This is a genomic window from Aeromonas sp. sif2416, assembly GCF_019218665.1.
GTDB classification, from domain to species: Bacteria; Pseudomonadota; Gammaproteobacteria; order Enterobacterales; family Aeromonadaceae; genus Aeromonas; species Aeromonas encheleia.
Map to the genome: position 1 here is coordinate 407061 of NZ_JAHUXC010000001.1, position 17768 is coordinate 424828.

The following is a 17768-nucleotide window of genomic DNA, read 5'->3' on the forward strand; positions in this document are numbered from 1 at the left end:
CTCAATGCCTCAGTGCGGGATTGATGCGGCGGGGCAGCCAGAGCGCCAGGCCGTAGATGAACAGCGGCAGCAGCAACTGCAGCAGGCCGTAGAGACCCGCCAGCCGCCGGTTGAGGCCGCTGCCGATGGCGACCGCCTCCGTGGTGATGGTGACCACGCGGCCCGCGCCAAACAACAGGGTGGGCAGGTATTGGGCCAGGCTCACCGCCGCCCCGACCCCGAAGGCGAACAGCAGCGGGCGTGCCAGCAGCGGCGCCTTCACCCGCCACCAGGCCCGCCAGGGGCTGGCCCCCAGGCAGAGTGCCGCCCGGGTGAGGCGAGGGTCGAACTGGCGATAGGCGCCGTGCAGGCAGAGGTAGACATAGGGGGCGACGAACAGCAGCTGGCTCCAGAGCACCCAGCCCCAGCCTATGCCATCGACTCCGGCGCCGCCCAGCCAGTCGATCTGGAGCCGCAACCCGAACAGCAGGCTGGCCTGGGGCAACAGCAACGGCAGGCAGATGAGCCAGAGCGGCCAGGGTCGGCGATCCTGCTGCGCCTCCAGGCTAAGCACCACCAGCAGCAGCGCGACGCCGGCGCAGAGCATCGCCAGCAGCAGACTCTGCCACAGCAAGGGGCCCAGGCTGGGCAGCAGCTCCAGCCAGTGGCGGCCGCTCCACTGGCTCGGCAGCAGGGCGGGGAAGGGCCAGCGCCGGGTCAACGACCAGAGCAGCAGCGAGGCCAGCACCAGCAGGTTGATGGCGAGCAGGGCCCAGACGCCCGTCCGGGTCAGCCGTGCCAGCAGGGGGGAGGGGCGGGTGCGCCGCCCATCCAGCCAGCGCGCCTTGCCCAGCCTCCCATGGCCCCACTCCAGCAGCCGAAGGCCGGCGATCAGCAGCAGGTTGCCCGCCAGCAGCAGCAGGGCGCCGCTGGCGCTGGCGCCGCGCCAGAGCAGATCGGGATCCTGATACCAGAGCCAGATCCGCACCGCCAGCGGGGCCGGGGCATCCGGCCCCAGCAGCAGGGCGAGATCCACCACCGCCAGGCCATAGGCCGCCACCGCGTAGAGTGGCAGGCGCAGGGCGGGCCAGAGGGCGGGCAGCAGCAGGCGCCACCAGATCTGCGGCGCGCTGAAGCCCATGCTGGCCCCCAGCCACTGTTGACGCGCCAGTTTGGCGGGCTCCAGGGCGGCCAGCGCCATCAGCAGCAGGAAGGGGGTCTCTTTCAGGATCAGCGCCAGTATCAGCCCTAGCCCCCAGGGATCTCTCAGGCTCTGCCAGTCCGGTGGCAGCGCAAAGCCGGTGAGGGCGGGGGAGAACAGCCGCAGCAGCCAGCCGGAGGGGGCGAGCAGGAAGGCGAAACCGATGGCGAAGGCCACGTGGGGCAGGGCCAGCAGGGGGGAGAGCAGGCGGCGGAGCCAGCCCATCCAGCGACTTCCGTCGCCCTGGGCGAGCAGCAGGGCGGTGCAGAGCAGGGCGCCCAGGGTGGAGGCGGTCGCCACCCAGAGGCTCAGCCCCACCGAGTGCCAGAGCCCGGGTTGGGCCAGCAGCAGCCTGAGATTGCCCATGGCGATGCCCTCGGCCAGCAGCAGCAACAGGCCGCCACAAAGCGGCGCGGCCAGCAGCAGGCCGCACAGCAGGATGAAGGGCAGGCGCCAGGCCCGGCTGCTCATCGATCAGCGGCCGTAGCGTTCGGCCCAGGCTGCTTCCAGCCGCAGCTGCCAGCTGGGATGGGGCTCGGCCACCGCCTTGAAGCGCAGTTGGGGGCCGGCACTCGCGGACGGGGCGGCACCGAGTCTGGCGGGATCCAGCACGCTGGGATCACCCCAGAAGGCGGGATCCGCCTTGCGGGTCTGGGCGGCGGGGCTCAGCAGGAAGTTGGCCGCCACCATGGCACCGGCCCGGGCGCTGGCGTTGAAGGGGATGGCGAGGAAGTGGCTGTTGGTCAGCGCCCCCTTGCTCATGGCGACGGCCCTGACGGTCGGCGGCAGGGTGCCGTTTTGCACCGAGCTCTGGGCCTCCCCCGGGTTGAAGCTGATGGCCATGGCCAGCTCATTGTCATCGAGCAGCTGCTTGGTCTCGGCTGCGCTGGTGGGGAACAGCCTGCCCTTGCGCCAGAGCGCGGGGTGAAGCGCATCGAGCCAGACCCAGAGCGGTGCGCTCAGACGAGCGAACTCGGCGTCGGTCGCCTCCCGATAGAGGGGGGCGGGATCGGCGGTCAACTCCAGCAGAATCTGCTTGAGAAAACTGGAGCCATGAAATTGCGGCGGCTTGGGGTAAGTAAAACGGCCGGGGTGGGCCCTGGCCCAGTCGAGCAGGGCGGCGGCCGAACGGGGCGGAGTGCTCACCTCATCGCCGTTGACCATCAGGTTGAGCTGGCCTATGCCCCAGGGGGCCTCCAGCCCGTCTACCGGCAGGGTGAAGTCCTCCGTCACCGGCAGGCGTCGATCCACCAGGGCCATGTTGGGCAGATCTGGGCTGAAGGGGGCGCCCAGCAGCCCCTGCTCCTTGAGCGCCTTGAAGTTCTCACCATTGACCCAGAGCAGGTCGATGGGACCACCGTTTGACTTGCCCGCCCGCTTGTTGGCCAGCAGCTGGCTGACGCTCTGGGCTATGTCATCCACCTTCACCTGCACCAATGTGACCTTGTACTGGCGCTTGAGCTCCTGCCCGGCCCACAGCAGGTAGGCGTTGATCTCCGGGCTGCCGCCCCAGGCGTTGAAATAGACGGTCTGGCCCTCGGCCTGCTGCAGGGTCTGCTGCCACTCCTCCTCGCCGGCCTGCAACGGGGTTGCCATCAGTAGGGGCAGTGCCGCGAGGCACATGGCGTGGAACAAGGAGCGAAGCCGGGTCTTGAACATGATGATTGCCTTATGCAAAGGGGATCAGGCGCCGCGGCGCCAACCGTGATAACGGGCCAGCAGGGTGGGCAGCCAGGCTGGCTGGTGGGCCTGCTGCCAGGCCTGCAACCAGAGCCCCGCCACCTGCTTGTTGCCCTCCATCAGGGTGGGATAGGCGTGCACGGTGGCGAGGATCTTGCGAAGCCCCAGCCCGTGGCGCATGGCGAGCGCGAATTCGGCGAGCCGCTCGCCGGCCTGGGCGCCCACTATGGTGGCCCCCAGGATCTTGTCCTTGCCCGGCACCGTCAGCACCTCGACGAACCCCTCTCGCTCGCCGTCGGCGATGGCCCGATCCAGCTCGGCCAGCGCGAAGCGGGTCGTCTCGAAGGGGATGCCCTGCGTCTGCGCCTCCCTGCGGTTGAGCCCCACCCTGGCGATTTCCGGGCTGGTGTAGGTGGCGGCCGGGATCACCCGGTAGTCGGCCCGAAAGCGCTTGAAGGGACTGAACAGGGCATTGACCGCCGCATACCAGGCCTGATGGGCGGCGAAGTGGGTGAACTGGTAGGGGCCGGCCAGATCCCCCACCGCCAGTATGCTGGGGTAGTTGGTGGCGAGGAAAGCATCCACCCGCACCGTGCCCCCGGGATTGAGGGTGACCCCCAGCTCCTCCAGCCCGAAGCCGGTCACATTGGCGACCCGGCCCAGCGCCAGCAGCAGCCGGTCTCCCTCGATGAGCATGAGCTCGTCGCCCTGCGGGGTGCTTTGGCGCAGTTGCAGGGCGATCTCGTCGTTTTTGTCGAGCTCGACTCGCTCGGCCTGCCAGCCGGTCAGCACCCTGACGCCGTCCGCCTCCATCTGCGCCTGCAGCAGCGCGGCGACCTCGGGCTCTTCCCTTGGCAACAGCTGGTCGGCCAGCTCCACCAGGGTCACCGGGATGCCGAGCAGGGCCAGGCTCTGGGCCAGCTCGCAGCCGATGGGGCCGCCGCCGAGCACCAGCAGGTGGCGCGGTGGCTCGCGCAACTGCCAGAGGCTGTCCGAGGTGAGGTAGGGCACCTCGCCGAGCCCCGGCAGGTCCGGCACCCGCGGCCTGGCGCCGGTGGCGAGGACGATGTGACGGCTGCTGAGGCGCCGGCCGTTCACCTCCAGCTCCCAGGGGGAGACTAGGCGGGCCTGCCCCTGGACGCACTCCACCCCGAGCCGCTGGTAGCGCTCGACGGAGTCGTGGGGCTCGACCTGTTCTATCACCTCGGCAATGCGCGCCATCACGGCGGCAAAGTCGGCCCGGGATTGGCTGGGGCTGAAGCCCAGGGCGCCGGCCTTGCGCTGATCAAAGGCGAAGCGAGCGCTTCTGATCAGCGCCTTGGAGGGGACGCAGCCGGTGTTGAGGCAATCCCCCCCCATCTTGTGGCGCTCGATGAGGGCCACCCTGGCCTTGACCGCGGCGGCGATGTAGCTGCTGACCAGGCCACCGGCGCCGGCCCCTATCACCAGCAGGTTGTAGTCGAAGCGCCGGGGTTTCTGATAGGGGGCGTGCAGCCGGCGCAGGGCGAGCCTGCGTTGCAGCAGGCTCACCAGGCTCTTCATCAATAAAGGCATCAGCCCGAGCAGGGTCAGCGCCGCCATCAGGCCGGGGGAAAGGATGTTGCCCGTGCTGGTGAGGGTGGCCAGTTCGTTGCCCGCCAGCACATAGACGAAGGTGCCGGGCAGCATGCCGAGCTGGCTCACCCAGTAGTAGGTACTGACTCTGATGGGGGTGAGCCCCATCAGCAGGTTGATCAGAAAGAAGGGGAAGAGGGGGATGAGGCGCAGGCTCAGCAGGTAGAAGGCGCCATCCTTCGCCATCCCCTGCTCGAGCTGGGCCAGCTTGTCGCCGAAGCGTGCCCTGACCCAGTCGCGCAGCAGGAAGCGGGCGCTGAGAAAGGCCAGGGTGGCGCCGATGGTGCTGGCAAACGACACCAGCAGCAGCCCCCATGCGACGCCGAACAGGGCGCTGCCCACCAGGGTCAGCAGGCTGGCGCCGGGCAGGGAGAGCGCGGTGGTGAGCACGTAGATGAGCATGAACAGCAGGCTGGCCTGGCCGAAGTGTGCCTGTACCCAACCGGAGAGCTGCGCCTGACGAGCCTGCAGCTCGGCGAGGCTCAGGTAGCGGCCGAGATCGAGGGCGAAGAAGGCGCCGATGAGGCACCCCATGCTCAGCAGGAGCAGCAGGCGGGATCTGGTCATCGGGGTGTCTGGTCCGGCTTTTTATTGCCGGGCAGAGGGGGCCGCTCGGGTTGCACCGACAGCTGGCAGAAACCCTGGGGCGCGATGTCGAGGGCGGCGTTGAACTTGGCGGACATGTTCTGGAAGGCGATGAGGCCGGTCAGCTCCACCAGGGCATCGTCGTCGAACCAGGGTTTGAGCCGTGCCGCCTGCTCGTCGCTCACCCCCTCCAGCCCGGTCATCGCCTCTGTGTAGTCGAGCACGGCGCGTTCCCGCTCATCGAACAGGGGGCTGTCCCGCCACTGGGCCAGGGCCTCCACCTTGGCGCTGGATCCCGCCCGCTTGATCAGCGTCATGGCGTTGATGTCGACGCAGAACCGGCACCAGTTGAGCTGGGAGACTCGCACCGTCACCAGGGATCGCAGCACGGGATCTATGGGGGATCGCTTGCGGTTGATCACCCCGTACAGGGTGGCCACGGCGGCAAACAGGCGTGGCGAGCGGCCCCAGCACTTGCCGGGGATCAGCACCTGGCCGTAGTTGCGTTGCTGCAGCCAGAAGAAGGGGCGGATAAACCAGGCATATTCCCGATCGGGCTTGACCTCGACACGCATTGATTACCTTCTTATTGCTTCAAATTGGGTTTGTAGGCCTGACCGAGCCGCTCGTTGAGGCGGGTCAAAAAGTCCTGGATCCGCGCCCGGTTGGCGCCCAGATCGCTGCGCCCCTGACGGGAGGCGGAGCGCATGTCGACCCGGGTTTCTTTCGGACCCTGGAAGACCCGCAGCGCCACATCGTCCTGGAAGCCGAACCAGCCCGAGGTCACCACGGCATCGAGACCGTCCGGGCTGGGCTCTACCTGCCAGCCCAGCTCGCTCATCAGCTCGCTCGCCTCGGTGACAACCTCGATGGGGGTGGCTCTGGTATAGAGAGGACCGGGATTGCCGGCAAATGCTTGCAGGGGGGCGGCATTGATGGGGAGATCCTGCGCCGTTCTCAGCCGCTCGGCCCACTGGAGGCGGGGCGGGTGGTAGGGATCCGTGCTGACGTCGTTGGTGAGCGGGGCGCGTAGCGCCTGCACCACAAACAGCAGGGGCAGCAGCAGCGGGACGACTCCCCACAGATGGCCCCACAGCTGGCTCCACTGGTTGTCCGCCCGGCGTGGCACCCCGTATCGGCGCCAGAGCAGGTGCAGCAAGAGTCCGAGGCTGATCAGGGCGCTGGCGAGGCAGAGGCTGAAGCCGACCCACCAGGGCCAGAGGTGAACGCGGCTGCCGATGGCGCCGCCGAGGGGCAGCAACCAGGCTAGCAGGGGCCACCACAAATAACTGGGCATATGAGGGATCCACTGGTTATGATGGAGCAATGCCCAGAAGGATAAACTTAATTAACTGATAACGTTAGTAAATTTATGCTAATCCGGCCATTTTCAGCAGCCTTGGCGTTCGCTGCCGGGTTGGTGCCGGCGTCCTAGCCCTGTGAGGTGTGAGCGGGCTGGGCGCCCTCGCGACGCCCCGGGGCTCAGTTGCGGTACAGCACCTTGATGAGGTGGAAGCCGAACTTGGTGCGCACCGGGCCCAGCACGGTCAGCAGCTCCCCCTTGAACACGGCATCGTCGAACGCCTTGACCATGTCCCCCTTCGAAAACTCCCCCAGATCGCCGCTGCGCTTGGCGGAGGCGCAGGTGGAGAAACGCTTCGCCATCTGGCCAAAATCGGCGCCCTTGGCGAGCTTTTCCTTGATCTCAAGACATTGCTTCTCGGTTTTGACCAGGATGTGCTGGGCACAGGCTTTCTTCATGGGGGGCTCCGCGGCAGATGACAACAAATGGGGCGCAAGATTACCCGAATTCGGCGCCCACGTCAGCCGTCGGCGCACCGGGGCGGGAAGATGAGCGGGATCAGCCGCGCGCGTTCGCCGTCAGCCGCGTTCTGGGACGAGCCTGCCACAGGATCTCCAGCCCCAGCAGGGCGTACAGGCTCCAGATCGCCAGCGGATTGAGCCACTGACCGCTCAGCTGCAGGGTGGACAGTGCGCCCCCCAGCAGCAGCAGGGTGATCCCGGGCAGGCGCCAGTGCGCCGGCAGCGGGGCCAGCATGGCCAGCCCCAGCAACAGGGCGAGCCCAAAGGGCAGGTTGAGGGCGGTGAAGGCCAGCGCCTGCTGGCCACTCATGCCGGTCAGCAGGGCCAGCAAGGCGCTGCAGCAGGCCAGAAAGGTGATGAACTCGAGCCGATCGGCGATGTAGTCAGCCATCTGTTCGCTACGTGAGGGCATGGGATCTCTCCTTCTATTGATGTCGCCAGTGTGGGGCAGGCGGGCGCGCAGTGGCAGCGGGATAAATCGATTGGATTGAGCGAAGCTTTCATTCCACCTGTTCAAGTGATTGATTTAAATTTATTTTCCTGTTGAATAGCAGGGAGCGAACCGGGCCTTGATGAACGAGGCTGTCAAGCCGCCCTTGATGCTCTGGGCGGTCATTCCGGTTGTGAGCCGACAGAGGTTGTCGCGTGGCGCCCGCGGCCGGCCATGGAGTGTGGCAGGCTGTGGGAGAGTGACCGCGGGTCAGGGTGGCGGTTTTTTGTACCCCCTGGCCGGGGGAGTGTGCGTTTTTCGCTCAGGGAGGCGGGGTTTTCCCCCTGGGGGCACCTGCCGAGGGCTGTTTTGCGGGATGACCCATGCCAACATGGGGGAGGCGCGCGCGGGGGTACTCCCTGCTGTCGAGTCCCTGTTTATGCTAGGATGAACTGCGCTTGCTCGGGAGTGAGCCTCATTATCATTCTAAATAATTCAGTCTTTTAATAATGTTATGCGGGGAAATTGACGTTTGACAGGATGCTATCCTCTCCTGCCTGCAGGGATCACATCGCCTGGACGAAGCATTCGTCGCGGGCTTGGCGCACTGGGGCTCGCCCTCTGCCTGTTGCTGCTGGTGACGCCGGCCATGGCGGCCAAGCTGACCTATCAGATCAAGGGGGTCAAGGGCGAACAGAAGGATAACGTCGAGGCCTATCTCAATGCCCTGCCCGTCTACCAGGAGCGCCAGTATCGCCCCGCCCGCGCCAAGATCACCGAGAGCGTGCAGCAAGCGCTGCAGGTGTATGGCTACTATCAGCCCAAGATCACCCTCAAGCGCGAGAAGAAGTCCCCCGCCAAGGTGCTGGTCGAGATCGACAGGGGCAAGCCGGTGCTCATCTCGCGCCTCGACATACTGCTGGAAGGGGATGCGAGCAGCGACGAGATCTACAGCGAGCTGCTGGACAAGCTGCCCCTCAAGGAGGGCGAGCCCCTCAACCATGGCAAGTACGAGTCCATCAAGGCGGATCTCGGCAGCCTGGGGCTGGCGCGTGGCTACTTCGACGCCAAGATCAGCCAGAGCCAGGTCAAGGTGTTCCCGGATCAGGGCACGGCCGAGATCTTCATCCTGTTCCGCTCCGGCTCCCGCTATCACTTCGGCGAGATCCGCTACGATGCCACCCCGGAGGCGCTGCGCCTCATCCGGCCGCTTATCAACGTCAAGAGCGGCGATCCCTATCTGGCGATCCGCCTGGCCGAGATGTCGCAGGATGTCTCCTCCACCAAGCTGTTCAAACAGGTGGATATCAAGCCGCTGATCGGTCAGGCCGAGGGCAACATGGTGCCGCTGCAGGTGACGCTCACCAACAGGGTCGATCACGAGATCGAGGCCGGTGTCGGTTATGCCACCGACGTGGGGCCGAGGATGAGTGCCACCTGGGAGAAGCCCTGGGTCAACCGCTACGGCCACAGCCTGTCCAGCACCGCCAAGATCTCGGCCCCTGAGGCCGAACTCAGCTTCGATTACCAGATCCCGGTCGGCAACCCGCTGCGGGACTACTACTCGCTGCAAGCGGGTTACCAATACACGGACAACAACGACACCCGCTCCGATCTGGCCACCTTCGGCGTGCACCGCTGGAAGCGGCGGCCGGATAGCTGGGACAGGGACGTCTTCATCCGGCTGGAGAACGAACGCTATGTGCAGGGTAACGACGAAGGGAACAGCCTGCTGCTGATCCCGGGTGTCTCCTGGTCGCGGCTGCGGGTGCGCGGCGGCCTGGTGCCGGAGTGGGGCGATCGCCAGCAGCTGACCACTGAGTTCTCCAGCCCTTACTGGGGCTCCGACATCAGCTTCATGCGGGTGTGGGGACGCAGCAAGTGGCTGCGGACCCTGGGGGATGATCACCGTTTCCTGATGCGGGTCGAGCAGGGGGCCATCATAGGGGACGACTTCGCCCTGGTGCCTCCCTCCCTGCGCTTCTTCACCGGTGGCGATCAGACCGTGCGTGGCTACGGCTATGAGACCATCTCCCCCAAGGATGAGGATGGCAAGCTCACCGGCGGGCGCTATACCAGCGTGGGCAGCCTGGAGTACAACTATCGCTTCAGCGAAAAGTGGCTCGGCGCCCTGTTCGTGGATGGCGGTACCGCCACCATCGACTACAGCGAGGCCTGGAAGATAGGCACCGGGGTCGGGGTGCGCTGGGTCACGCCCATCGGTCAGGTCAGGCTGGATCTGGCGGTGGGCATCTCCGAGGAAGACAAGCCGCTGCGGCTGCACTTCGCGCTGGGGCCTGAATTATGATCTGCTTTAACCGTCTTCTTCTCTGGCCGCTGCGGCTGTCTCTTTCGCTGGGGTCTGCATCGTGATCTGGGTAAAACGTATTTTCTTGTGGCTGATGGGCATCGTCTTTCTGCTGCTCATCGGCGTCAGCCTGCTGGGCTTCAGCCACCCGGGCAACCAGTGGTTGTGGCAACAGGCCAGGGCCGCGCTGCCCTCCCTCAAGGGGGAACTGGTGGCAGGGCAACTCGGCTACGGCTGGACCCTGAAAGGGCTCGGCTGGCAGGATGCGCTGGTCGATGTCACGATCGATCACGCCGTGCTGGATTGGGATCTCGGCAAGTTGCTGCAGGGCAAGCTCTGGATCAAGTCGCTGGAGGTGAGCCATCCCGTGGTCCGGGCGGCGCAAGCCGAGCCTGCCGCCGAAGAACCGACGGCGCCCTTCGTCTGGCAGCCGCTGCCGCTGCGCATCCAGATCGACAGCCTCAAGGTGACGGATCTGGATTTCGCCGTGCCCGGGCTGGGGCTGACCCTCAAGTCTCTCGATATAGGGGCGAGCCTGGATCGCAAGGGGCTGATCGTGCGCGGGCCCATGCTCGATGGTCTGAATGTGACCCTGGTCGAGACGCCACCGGCCAAGACCCCAACCGACAAGGCAGGCAAGACGGCCAAGGCCGCCCAGTCGGCGACCAAGGCGGCCCCATCCCCTGTCGGCACCAAGGAGCCGGTCATCGCCAAGGCAAAACAGGGAAATGACAGCAAGGCCACTAAGGCCAAGAAAGCGGCGCCCATCGCGCTGCCCGCCTTTAGCCTGCCATTCCCCGTCCAGCTCGAAGGACTGTCCCTGACCAGGCTGCGTTATCAGCAGGGTGAGTTGATCGAGGGCATCGACAAGCTGGTGCTCTCCGCCACGGCAAAGGAAGAGCGCATCGACATCCGCGAACTCTCCCTGCGCCACGACATGGCCGATCTGGCGCTCAGCGGCCATGTGCGCCTGGTCGATGACTATCCGCTCGCCCTGACCCTGGATGCCAAGGCGCGCAAGGGGTTGAAGCAGTGGGAGCTTGGCTCCGAGCAGGCGAAACTGACGCTGGACGGCTCGGTCGGCAAGCTGGCGCTGGCGCTGCAAGCCAAGGGGCCGGTGGCCGCCACTCTCAAGGGAACCCTGGCGGCACTGGATCCTGACTTGCCGTTTGATCTGGCGCTGGACTGGAAGAGCCTCGGCTGGCCGCTGCACAAGCCCGCCAAGGAGGAGCCCAGCTACCAGTTGGGCAAGGGCAGCCTGACCGCCAAGGGACAGCTCTCCGGCTATCAGTTTGCGCTCAAGACCAGCGGCAAGGGCACGGATGTGCCGCCCTTCAAGCTGGCCTTGTCGGGTAAGGGCGATCTGGCGAAGCTGAGTCGCATCGAGTTGCTGCTCAATGCCCTGACCGGCGAGCTCAAGCTCGATGGCAAGCTGGCCTGGAGCAAGGGGGTCCAGTGGCAGGGCACCACCGAATTCAAGGAGATCAACCCGGCCGAGCTGGTGCCCGAGATCAAGGGCAAGCTGGCGGGCAAGATAGTCAGCCGTTTCGAGCTGACCGAGGCGGGCCACTGGCAGCTGGCGCTACCCGATCTCAGGGTAGACGGCAAACTGAACCAGTATCCGCTGGCCCTCAAGGGGGAGCTCAGCGGCAACGATAAGATGGAGTGGCAGATCCCGGCGCTGGCGCTGCAAAGCGGCCCCAACCATCTACGGGCCAAGGGATCGCTCACCGCGCAAGCCTGGAGGCTGGATGCGGATCTGGATGCGCCCGCCCTGGGTGGCCTCTATCCCGGTCTCAAGGGTGACGTCAAGGGCCAGGTCCGCCTCACCGGCAGCCAACAGGCGCCGAGGGTGAACGTCGATCTGGCCTCGGGTCGTCTCTCCTATGCCGGCACAGTGCTCAAGGGGAGCGCCATCAAGGGCAATGCCCTGGTGGGAGACAAGCCCGCCGGTGAGCTGGCGCTGACGGTGGCGAGCCTGGTGCAGGGGGCGAACTCGCTCTCCCAGCTGGCCCTGAACCTCAGCGGCGATCTCAACCGCCACGATCTCACCTTGACCATGAAGGGGGAGCCGGTGGCCGCCAACCTGAGCCTGAATGGCGGCCTGCACGGGGATCACTGGCGCGGCGCCCTCTCGAGCCTCAAGTTGAAGACGCCGCTCAAACGCTGGGAGCTGGCGGCGCCCTGGTCGCTGGACCTGGATCTGCCCAAACAGCAGCTGACCATGGGGGATCTCTGCCTGGGGTCGCAGGGGGCCAGCCTCTGCGTCAAGGGCAGCCGGCTCTCCGCCGAGCAGGGCAGCCTGGACTTCGCCCTGAGCGCGTTCGATCTCAAGCGACTGCGCCCCTGGTTACCGGATAACTTCCGCTGGCAAGCGGTCCTGTCGGCAGACGGTCGCGCCAGCTGGCGCGGCTCCCAGCCGACCCTGCACGCCAGGGTCCGCACCACGGCCGGGACCTTCGTGGCCGATGAGCTCAAGACCGACTACCAGCAACTCGAGCTGGGGGTCGATTTCGAGCGCCAGCAGGCCGCGGTCCGGATCGACTTCGCCTCCCGCCAGATCGGCAACATCGACACCGAGATGCTGATCAGGGAGCCCGCCGGGCGTGGCAACCTGTCCGGCCAGCTCAAGTTCGACAGCCTCAAGCTGACCACCTTCGCCCCGCTGATCCCCGAGGTGCGCACCCTGCAGGGGATCATCTCGGCGGATGCGCGCTTCGATGGCACCCTGGCGTCACCCCTGCTGTACGGCGAGCTCAACCTGCGCGATGGCGAGGTGCAGACCCACTCCGACATGGTCACCCTGAGCAAGCTGGTGACCCGTCTCAAGATTGAAGGCAACAGGGCCGAGCTCGATGGCTCCATGCTGGTGGGCAAGGGGCCGCTCGCGCTGGGGGGCTGGCTGAGCTGGGCCCAACTGCCGGTCACCGGCAGCCTCACCATCCAGGGCAAGGATCTGGAGGCCCAGTACCCGGGCATGGGCCGGGTCAGGGTGACGCCGGACATCGCCATCTCGCTGGGCGAGGAGACCAGGATCAGCGGTCAGGTGGACATCCCCTGGTCGCGGATCCTGGTCAAGAGCCTGCCCGAGAGCGCGGTGGCCCTCTCCGATGACGTGACCGTGATCTATGACGATGTGCCACCGCTGCCGAAGACGGCGCCACTGCCGATGGAGATCAAGCTGGCCATCCGGCTGGGGGATGACGTGCGGCTGGAGGCCATGGGGCTCAAGACCAAGGTGGCCGGGGCGCTCAACATCCGCCAGGATCCGTCCAAGCCGCTGTCGGGCAACGGCCAGCTGGTCCTGAACGAGGGGCGCTTCAAGGCCTACGGCCAGAACCTGATCATCAAGGATGGCCGGATCCTGTTCTCCGGCCCCATCGATCAGCCCTATCTCAACATAGAGGCGTATCGGGATCCCGATACCATAGAGGACAACGTCACCGTCGGGGTGCGGGTCACGGGGCCGGCGGCCAAGCCGAAGATCACCGTCTATTCCGAGCCCATGATGACGCAGTCCGAGCAGCTCTCCTATCTGCTGCGCGGCAAGGGGTTGCAGACCAGTGGCGAGGATGGCGGCTTCAACGGCCTGCTGGTGGCCGGTGCGGTCAGCCAGGCCAACGGGGTGGTCTCCAGCATAGGGGAGTCCCTCGGCATGAGCGACGTGGCACTCGACACCGCCGGCAGTGGGGACGATACCCAGGTGACCCTGTCTGCCTATCTGCTGCCGGGCCTGCAGTTCCAGTACGGGGTCGGGGTGTTCAGCCCCATCGCCGAGTTCAAGCTGCGCTACGAGGTGCTGCCGAGACTCTATCTGCAGGCGGTGAGCGGGGTGGCCCAGGCGGTGGACATCTTCTATCGCTTCACCCTGTGAGGCGGATGTCGCAACAACGGGAGGCCTTGGCCTCCCGTTTTTCATGGTGCTATCCGACGGGGTGAGATTGAGAGGGCCCGGAAATGCAAAAACCCGGCGCTTGGCCGGGTCTTCAGAAGAGTGGTGGAGGGAGAAGGATTCGAACCTTCGAAGGCAGAGCCGTCAGATTTACAGTCTGATCCCTTTGGCCGCTCGGGAACCCCTCCACGGGGCAGTACCTGATTGTTGCACTTGAATGGTGGAGGGAGAAGGATTCGAACCTTCGAAGGCAGAGCCGTCAGATTTACAGTCTGATCCCTTTGGCCGCTCGGGAACCCCTCCTCGAGTGCGAGGCGCATACTAACAGATCTGTCGCGCTTGTGAACCCCTTGGCTTTATTTTTAATGCTCAAAGGATCGGGTTGATGGCCGATAAACAATGAAACCCCCATTTCTGAGATTTATCTCATGCTGCCCAGCGCGATACGTGACCGACTGCTCGTCGATGAAGCCCAGCTGGGCCAGCGCCTCAACCAGGATCTCCGCCAGGGGGACAGGGCCGACTTCCGGCTGCACCTGGCCCTGCTGACCGATGCCGTCGAGGAGCAACCCTGGTTTGGGGCCACGCCGGCGGCGGCGCCGCAAGAGCAGGCCTGGCGCAGCCATTTCGGTCTGCCACCCGAGGCGGCCTTGCAGGGGACAGTGGCGGAGCCCGATGCCAGCGAGCTCAACGAGCGTCTGCAACAGGGGGGGAGCATGGTGGATGTGCGGCTCTGGCTGGCGCTGCGCTCGCCCCCGCTGGTGAGCAAGGCCGCGGCGCTGGATCCGGCCATCTACGACAACCTCTCGGCGCTGGGGCGTGAACGCTGGCAGGGCAGGCTGGCCTCCCAGCCGAGGGGGGAGGATCCCTTGCTCATGCTGCCGCTGCTGGAGGAGTTGAAACTAGGGGTCGATGCCCGCTTGCGCTGGCTGGGGTGACGTCAGGCGCTGCAAATACAAAAAGGCGGGATGGCCCGCCTTTTTGCTCAATGAGGGTGATGACAGTCCGGATTATGCGTCGGCTTCATCCGGCTGGGGCACTTCCTTGACCACGGCCGCCCCACGGCGTGCTATGGGTTTCTCGATGTGACGAGTGAGCTGGCGCTCCAGCTTCTGGCCCAGATCGGTGATGGCGGCGTACAGATCCTCGTGCTCTGCCTGTGCAAACAGCTTGCCGTTGGGGATACCGGCCGTGGCCTCGACGATATACATCAAACGCTCTTTGGAGATGATCACATGGGGTGTGATAAGAGGCACCTGAAGACGCTCGAGCTTTTCAAAACGGGATTCAATGCGCTCGCGGATGGCTGGGGTGATGTCGATGATTTTACTGGTCATTTCGATTTTCATATTGGCCCCCTTCGGGTCGTCTTGCTTGTGTCTTCACCCTCAGATTACCCATGCTGGCGGATGAAAACGTGATCTGCGTCACGAAATATTCCCTTGGTTATTCAGCAATTTATAAATTGTGAGCTTTTCCCGTTTCATGCCAAAAACCGCTTGAGCTCGGCGAAACGGGCAGGCAGTATGAAGCAACTAGGATCGTCTCTGTCCCCTCTTGGCAGCGCCTTGTGTCGACCCGATGTCTGGTTTTCGCCGCTTAGTCTCGCCTCTTTACCCACACCTCTCTCCTCGCATCGCAACCGCCATGCGCAGGCGGGTATATGGGCGCGAGTGGATATTCCCTCCAGGCCGTGTCCGGGATGGATTGCGTAGTTGTAGTGTTGGAGTCGTAAATGAAACAGCAAGCCACTCAGATGATGTGGTTTTATGATCGGCAGCATAAGCAATGGAGTCTGTCCGATCATGTCTCTTGCCAACCCTGGCAGGGGGAGGGGGCGCATCCCTGGGCCACGCGGCTGGCGCCAGAGGATGAACCCGGCTTCGCCGACTTTCTCTCCAGACTCCACCATTCTCGTCAGCCAGGCCAGTTCATCGGTCATCTCAGCGATGATGCCGGCGCCCTGCACCATGTGCTCTGGTGCGGCCAGTACGTGCCCGCGCAGCAGCTGTGCTGCGGCTGGCTGGCGCCCCTCGAGGTGACGGATCGAGAGGCGAACGGCAGCGGGCAAGCTGCCGGGCTCGCCCAGCATCCCCCGCTGTTGCAAGACCCCTTGCTGGCCCAGCTGGCGCAGGCCCTCTCCGCCAGGACGGGGCTCGACTTCTGCAATACCCTGGTCAACGAGCTCGCCCACATCCTGGGGGCCAATGCGGTATGGCTGACGGAGCGGGTCGGTCGCGATCGGCTCAGGGTACTGGCGAGTCACGGCATCGATCTCAAGGAGTACGGGATCGCCGACCTGCCCTGCCGGCAGCTCTATCGGCAGGGTGCCGCCGGTGCGGCCCCCATCAGCGAACCCCTGACCGACTGCGCCGGCCTGCCACCGGGCCAGCACTACTACGCCCAGCCGCTCTGTGATCGCGCTGGCCAGATCCTGGGCCATCTGGCCTTGCTCTTCCCGAGCCAGACCCAGACCGCCAACCTGGATTCCGTTCTGACCATCTTCTCGGTACGCATGGTGGCCGAGCTGGAGCGGTTGCAGAGCGACGCCCAGCTGCGGCTATCTGCGGTAGCGTTCGAGACTCATGAAGGGATCATCATCACGGATCCCGACTTCAAGATCCTGCGGGTCAACCATGCGTTCAGCCAGATCACCGGCTTCGACAGCCAGGAGGTGATAGGCCTGCACCTTGGCAATGACCTCTGGTCCGGACTGGGGGGGCTTGGCTACGAGCTCAATGCCCTCGATCGCTGGCAGGGGGAGACCCTGCGGCTGAACGTCGGCGGTGATTCCTATCCCCAGTGGGAGATAGTCACCCCGGTGCAGGATGACAAGGGGGGGATCAGCCATTACGTCATCTTCTTCGAAGATATCTCGGAGCGTAAGGCGGCGGAGCGGCGCATTCAGGATCTTGCCTATTACGATGAGCTGACCGGCCTGCCCAATCGCCGTCAGCTGCACGAGACCCTGGCCCAGGCCTTCCTCGAGGCGAGCCGCGAGCACCTGGTCGGCGCCCTGCTGTTTATCGATCTCGATCACTTCAAGACCATCAACGACTCCCTCGGCCACGCCACCGGCGACTGGCTGCTCAAGGAGGTGGCCAGCCGGCTCAAGCGGCTGGTGCGGCAGGGGGATTGCCTGGCCCGCCTCGGCGGTGACGAGTTCGTGCTGCTGCTACCGTCGCTGTCGACCAGCCCGCCCCAGGCGGAGATGCAGGCCGATCTCATCGCCGAGCGACTCATCGGCGAGATCGCCGCCCCCTATACCCACGGCGGTCAGGTGTTGCACATCGGGGCCAGCGTCGGCATCACCCTGTTCCCCGGCCGGGAGCAGGAGGCGGGGGATCTGCTCAAGCAGGCGGACACCGCCATGTACCAGGCCAAGTCGGCGGGCCGCAAGACCCGGCGCTTCTTCGATGCCTCCATGCAACTGCAGGCGGATCGCCGCCTGCACATCCACAACGAGCTGCGCAGCGCCCTCAACAACCAGGAGCTGACGCTGCACTATCAGCCCCAACACATGGTGGAGGGGGGCGACATCATAGGGGTGGAGGCGCTGATCCGCTGGCAGCCGCCGGGCCGGGCCCTGGTCTCACCCGCCGAGTTCATCCCCATCGCCGAGGAGACGGATCTCATCGTCGATATCGGCAACTGGGTTCTGCATGAAGCCTGCAGCCAGTATGTCTCCTGGGAGGAGAACGGGATCCACGTGCCCCAGCTGTCGGTCAACGTCAGCGCCAAGCAGTTCCACGCCACGGATTTCGTCGACTGCGTCCACGATGTGCTGGCCGCCACCGGCATGGATCCCGCCTGCCTGAACCTGGAGATCACCGAGTCCGTGGTGCTCGGCCACGCGGAAGACACCATCAGCAAGATGACCGAGCTCAAGGCTCTTGGCATCAGCTTTGCCATCGATGACTTCGGTGCCGGCTACTCCTCCCTGAGCTACCTCAAGCGGTTGCCGGCCGATGAGCTGAAGATCGATCGCTCCTTCATTCAGGACATCCCCAAGGATGGCGACAACATGGCCATCGTCGAGGCGGTGATCGCCATGGCCCGCCACATGGGTTTCAATGTGACGGCGGAAGGGGTCGAGTCCCGCCAGCAGTTGGAGTTCCTGCAGGCGCAGGGCTGCCATTTCTACCAGGGCTATCTCGCCTCCAAGCCGTTGCCTGTGCCCTATCTTGAGCGCTACGTCCGTCGGCTGACCCGCCCCGAACGCGTCGTCCCGGCCGATAAAAATAGTGTGGCGTAG

The 17768-nt window shown here is 65.3% G+C and carries 12 protein-coding genes and 2 tRNA genes; 4 read left to right on the forward strand and 10 right to left on the reverse strand.

The window, feature by feature from the left end; translation table 11 throughout:
• Position 1 precedes the first annotated feature (1 nt).
• The 7 genes from KW821_RS01830 to KW821_RS01860 form a co-directional block, all read right to left on the reverse strand.
• Positions 2–1651, reverse strand: coding sequence for an ABC transporter permease (locus KW821_RS01830; protein ID WP_218290137.1), 1650 nt, complete (start codon positions 1649–1651; stop codon positions 2–4).
• Positions 1652–1654: 3 nt separating this feature from the next.
• A complete protein-coding gene (locus KW821_RS01835; RefSeq protein WP_218290139.1) occupies positions 1655–2839 on the reverse strand; it encodes an ABC transporter substrate-binding protein in 1185 nt (394 codons plus the stop codon).
• Between the two features lie 24 nt (positions 2840–2863).
• Positions 2864–5041: an FAD-dependent oxidoreductase gene (locus KW821_RS01840; RefSeq protein ID WP_218290141.1), complete on the reverse strand. Its 2178-nt coding sequence runs from the start codon at positions 5039–5041 to the stop codon at positions 2864–2866.
• A complete protein-coding gene (locus KW821_RS01845; protein ID WP_218290143.1) occupies positions 5038–5634 on the reverse strand; it encodes a carboxymuconolactone decarboxylase family protein in 597 nt (198 codons plus the stop codon). Before KW821_RS01845 ends, KW821_RS01840 begins: the two co-directional genes overlap by 4 nt.
• An 11-nt stretch (positions 5635–5645) precedes the next feature.
• On the reverse strand, positions 5646–6356 hold the full coding sequence (locus tag KW821_RS01850) for a DUF1499 domain-containing protein (RefSeq protein ID WP_042651376.1): 711 nt from the start codon (positions 6354–6356) through the stop codon (positions 5646–5648).
• A gap of 185 nt (positions 6357–6541) precedes the next feature.
• Entirely contained in the window at positions 6542–6820 is a 279-nt protein-coding gene (locus tag KW821_RS01855) for a peptidylprolyl isomerase (RefSeq protein ID WP_042651377.1), read from the reverse strand.
• Between the two features lie 100 nt (positions 6821–6920).
• A complete protein-coding gene (locus KW821_RS01860; protein ID WP_218290145.1) occupies positions 6921–7295 on the reverse strand; it encodes a hypothetical protein in 375 nt (124 codons plus the stop codon).
• A 550-nt stretch (positions 7296–7845) separates the two neighbouring features.
• Here KW821_RS01860 and KW821_RS01865 point away from each other — a divergent pair.
• Together KW821_RS01865 and KW821_RS01870 are read left to right on the forward strand one after the other, a co-directional pair.
• Positions 7846–9621 (forward strand): autotransporter assembly complex family protein, encoded by a 1776-nt coding sequence (locus KW821_RS01865; protein ID WP_218290147.1) that lies wholly within the window; start codon positions 7846–7848, stop codon positions 9619–9621.
• 61 nt (positions 9622–9682) lie between these two features.
• Entirely contained in the window at positions 9683–13495 is a 3813-nt protein-coding gene (locus KW821_RS01870; protein ID WP_218290149.1) for a translocation/assembly module TamB domain-containing protein, read from the forward strand.
• A gap of 121 nt (positions 13496–13616) precedes the next feature.
• Here KW821_RS01870 and KW821_RS01875 read toward each other — a convergent pair.
• A tRNA-Tyr gene (locus tag KW821_RS01875) sits at positions 13617–13701 on the reverse strand.
• Positions 13702–13731: 30 nt separating this feature from the next.
• Positions 13732–13816: transfer RNA gene (locus tag KW821_RS01880), tRNA-Tyr, on the reverse strand.
• A 125-nt stretch (positions 13817–13941) separates the two neighbouring features.
• Here KW821_RS01880 and KW821_RS01885 point away from each other — a divergent pair.
• Positions 13942–14451 carry a VC2046/SO_2500 family protein gene (locus tag KW821_RS01885; protein WP_218290151.1) on the forward strand — a complete coding sequence of 170 codons (510 nt, stop codon included), beginning with the start codon at positions 13942–13944 and terminating at the stop codon, positions 14449–14451.
• A gap of 72 nt (positions 14452–14523) precedes the next feature.
• Here KW821_RS01885 and hpf read toward each other — a convergent pair whose 3' ends face one another.
• Positions 14524–14862, reverse strand: coding sequence for a ribosome hibernation-promoting factor, HPF/YfiA family (gene hpf, locus KW821_RS01890; RefSeq protein ID WP_042651382.1), 339 nt, complete (start codon positions 14860–14862; stop codon positions 14524–14526).
• Positions 14863–15248: 386 nt separating this feature from the next.
• Here hpf and KW821_RS01895 point away from each other — a divergent pair, with 386 nt between their 5' ends.
• Complete coding sequence (locus KW821_RS01895) at positions 15249–17768, forward strand: bifunctional diguanylate cyclase/phosphodiesterase (protein WP_218290153.1); 2520 nt, start codon at positions 15249–15251, stop codon at positions 17766–17768.

What these genes read in the sequence shown, in the direction of transcription:
- KW821_RS01860 (WP_218290145.1), bottom strand. Translation starts at nt 7,295, where the DNA reads ATGCCCTCACGTAGCGAACAGATGGCTGACTACATCGCCGATCGGCTC.
- KW821_RS01835 (WP_218290139.1), bottom strand. Translation starts at nt 2,839, where the DNA reads ATGTTCAAGACCCGGCTTCGCTCCTTGTTCCACGCCATGTGCCTCGCG.
- KW821_RS01895 (WP_218290153.1), top strand. Translation starts at nt 15,249, where the DNA reads ATGAAACAGCAAGCCACTCAGATGATGTGGTTTTATGATCGGCAGCAT.
- KW821_RS01855 (WP_042651377.1), bottom strand. Translation starts at nt 6,820, where the DNA reads ATGAAGAAAGCCTGTGCCCAGCACATCCTGGTCAAAACCGAGAAGCAA.
- KW821_RS01845 (WP_218290143.1), bottom strand. Translation starts at nt 5,634, where the DNA reads ATGCGTGTCGAGGTCAAGCCCGATCGGGAATATGCCTGGTTTATCCGC.
- KW821_RS01850 (WP_042651376.1), bottom strand. Translation starts at nt 6,356, where the DNA reads ATGCCCAGTTATTTGTGGTGGCCCCTGCTAGCCTGGTTGCTGCCCCTC.
- KW821_RS01830 (WP_218290137.1), bottom strand. Translation starts at nt 1,651, where the DNA reads ATGAGCAGCCGGGCCTGGCGCCTGCCCTTCATCCTGCTGTGCGGCCTG.
- KW821_RS01840 (WP_218290141.1), bottom strand. Translation starts at nt 5,041, where the DNA reads ATGACCAGATCCCGCCTGCTGCTCCTGCTGAGCATGGGGTGCCTCATC.
- hpf (WP_042651382.1), bottom strand. Translation starts at nt 14,862, where the DNA reads ATGAAAATCGAAATGACCAGTAAAATCATCGACATCACCCCAGCCATC.
- KW821_RS01885 (WP_218290151.1), top strand. Translation starts at nt 13,942, where the DNA reads ATGCTGCCCAGCGCGATACGTGACCGACTGCTCGTCGATGAAGCCCAG.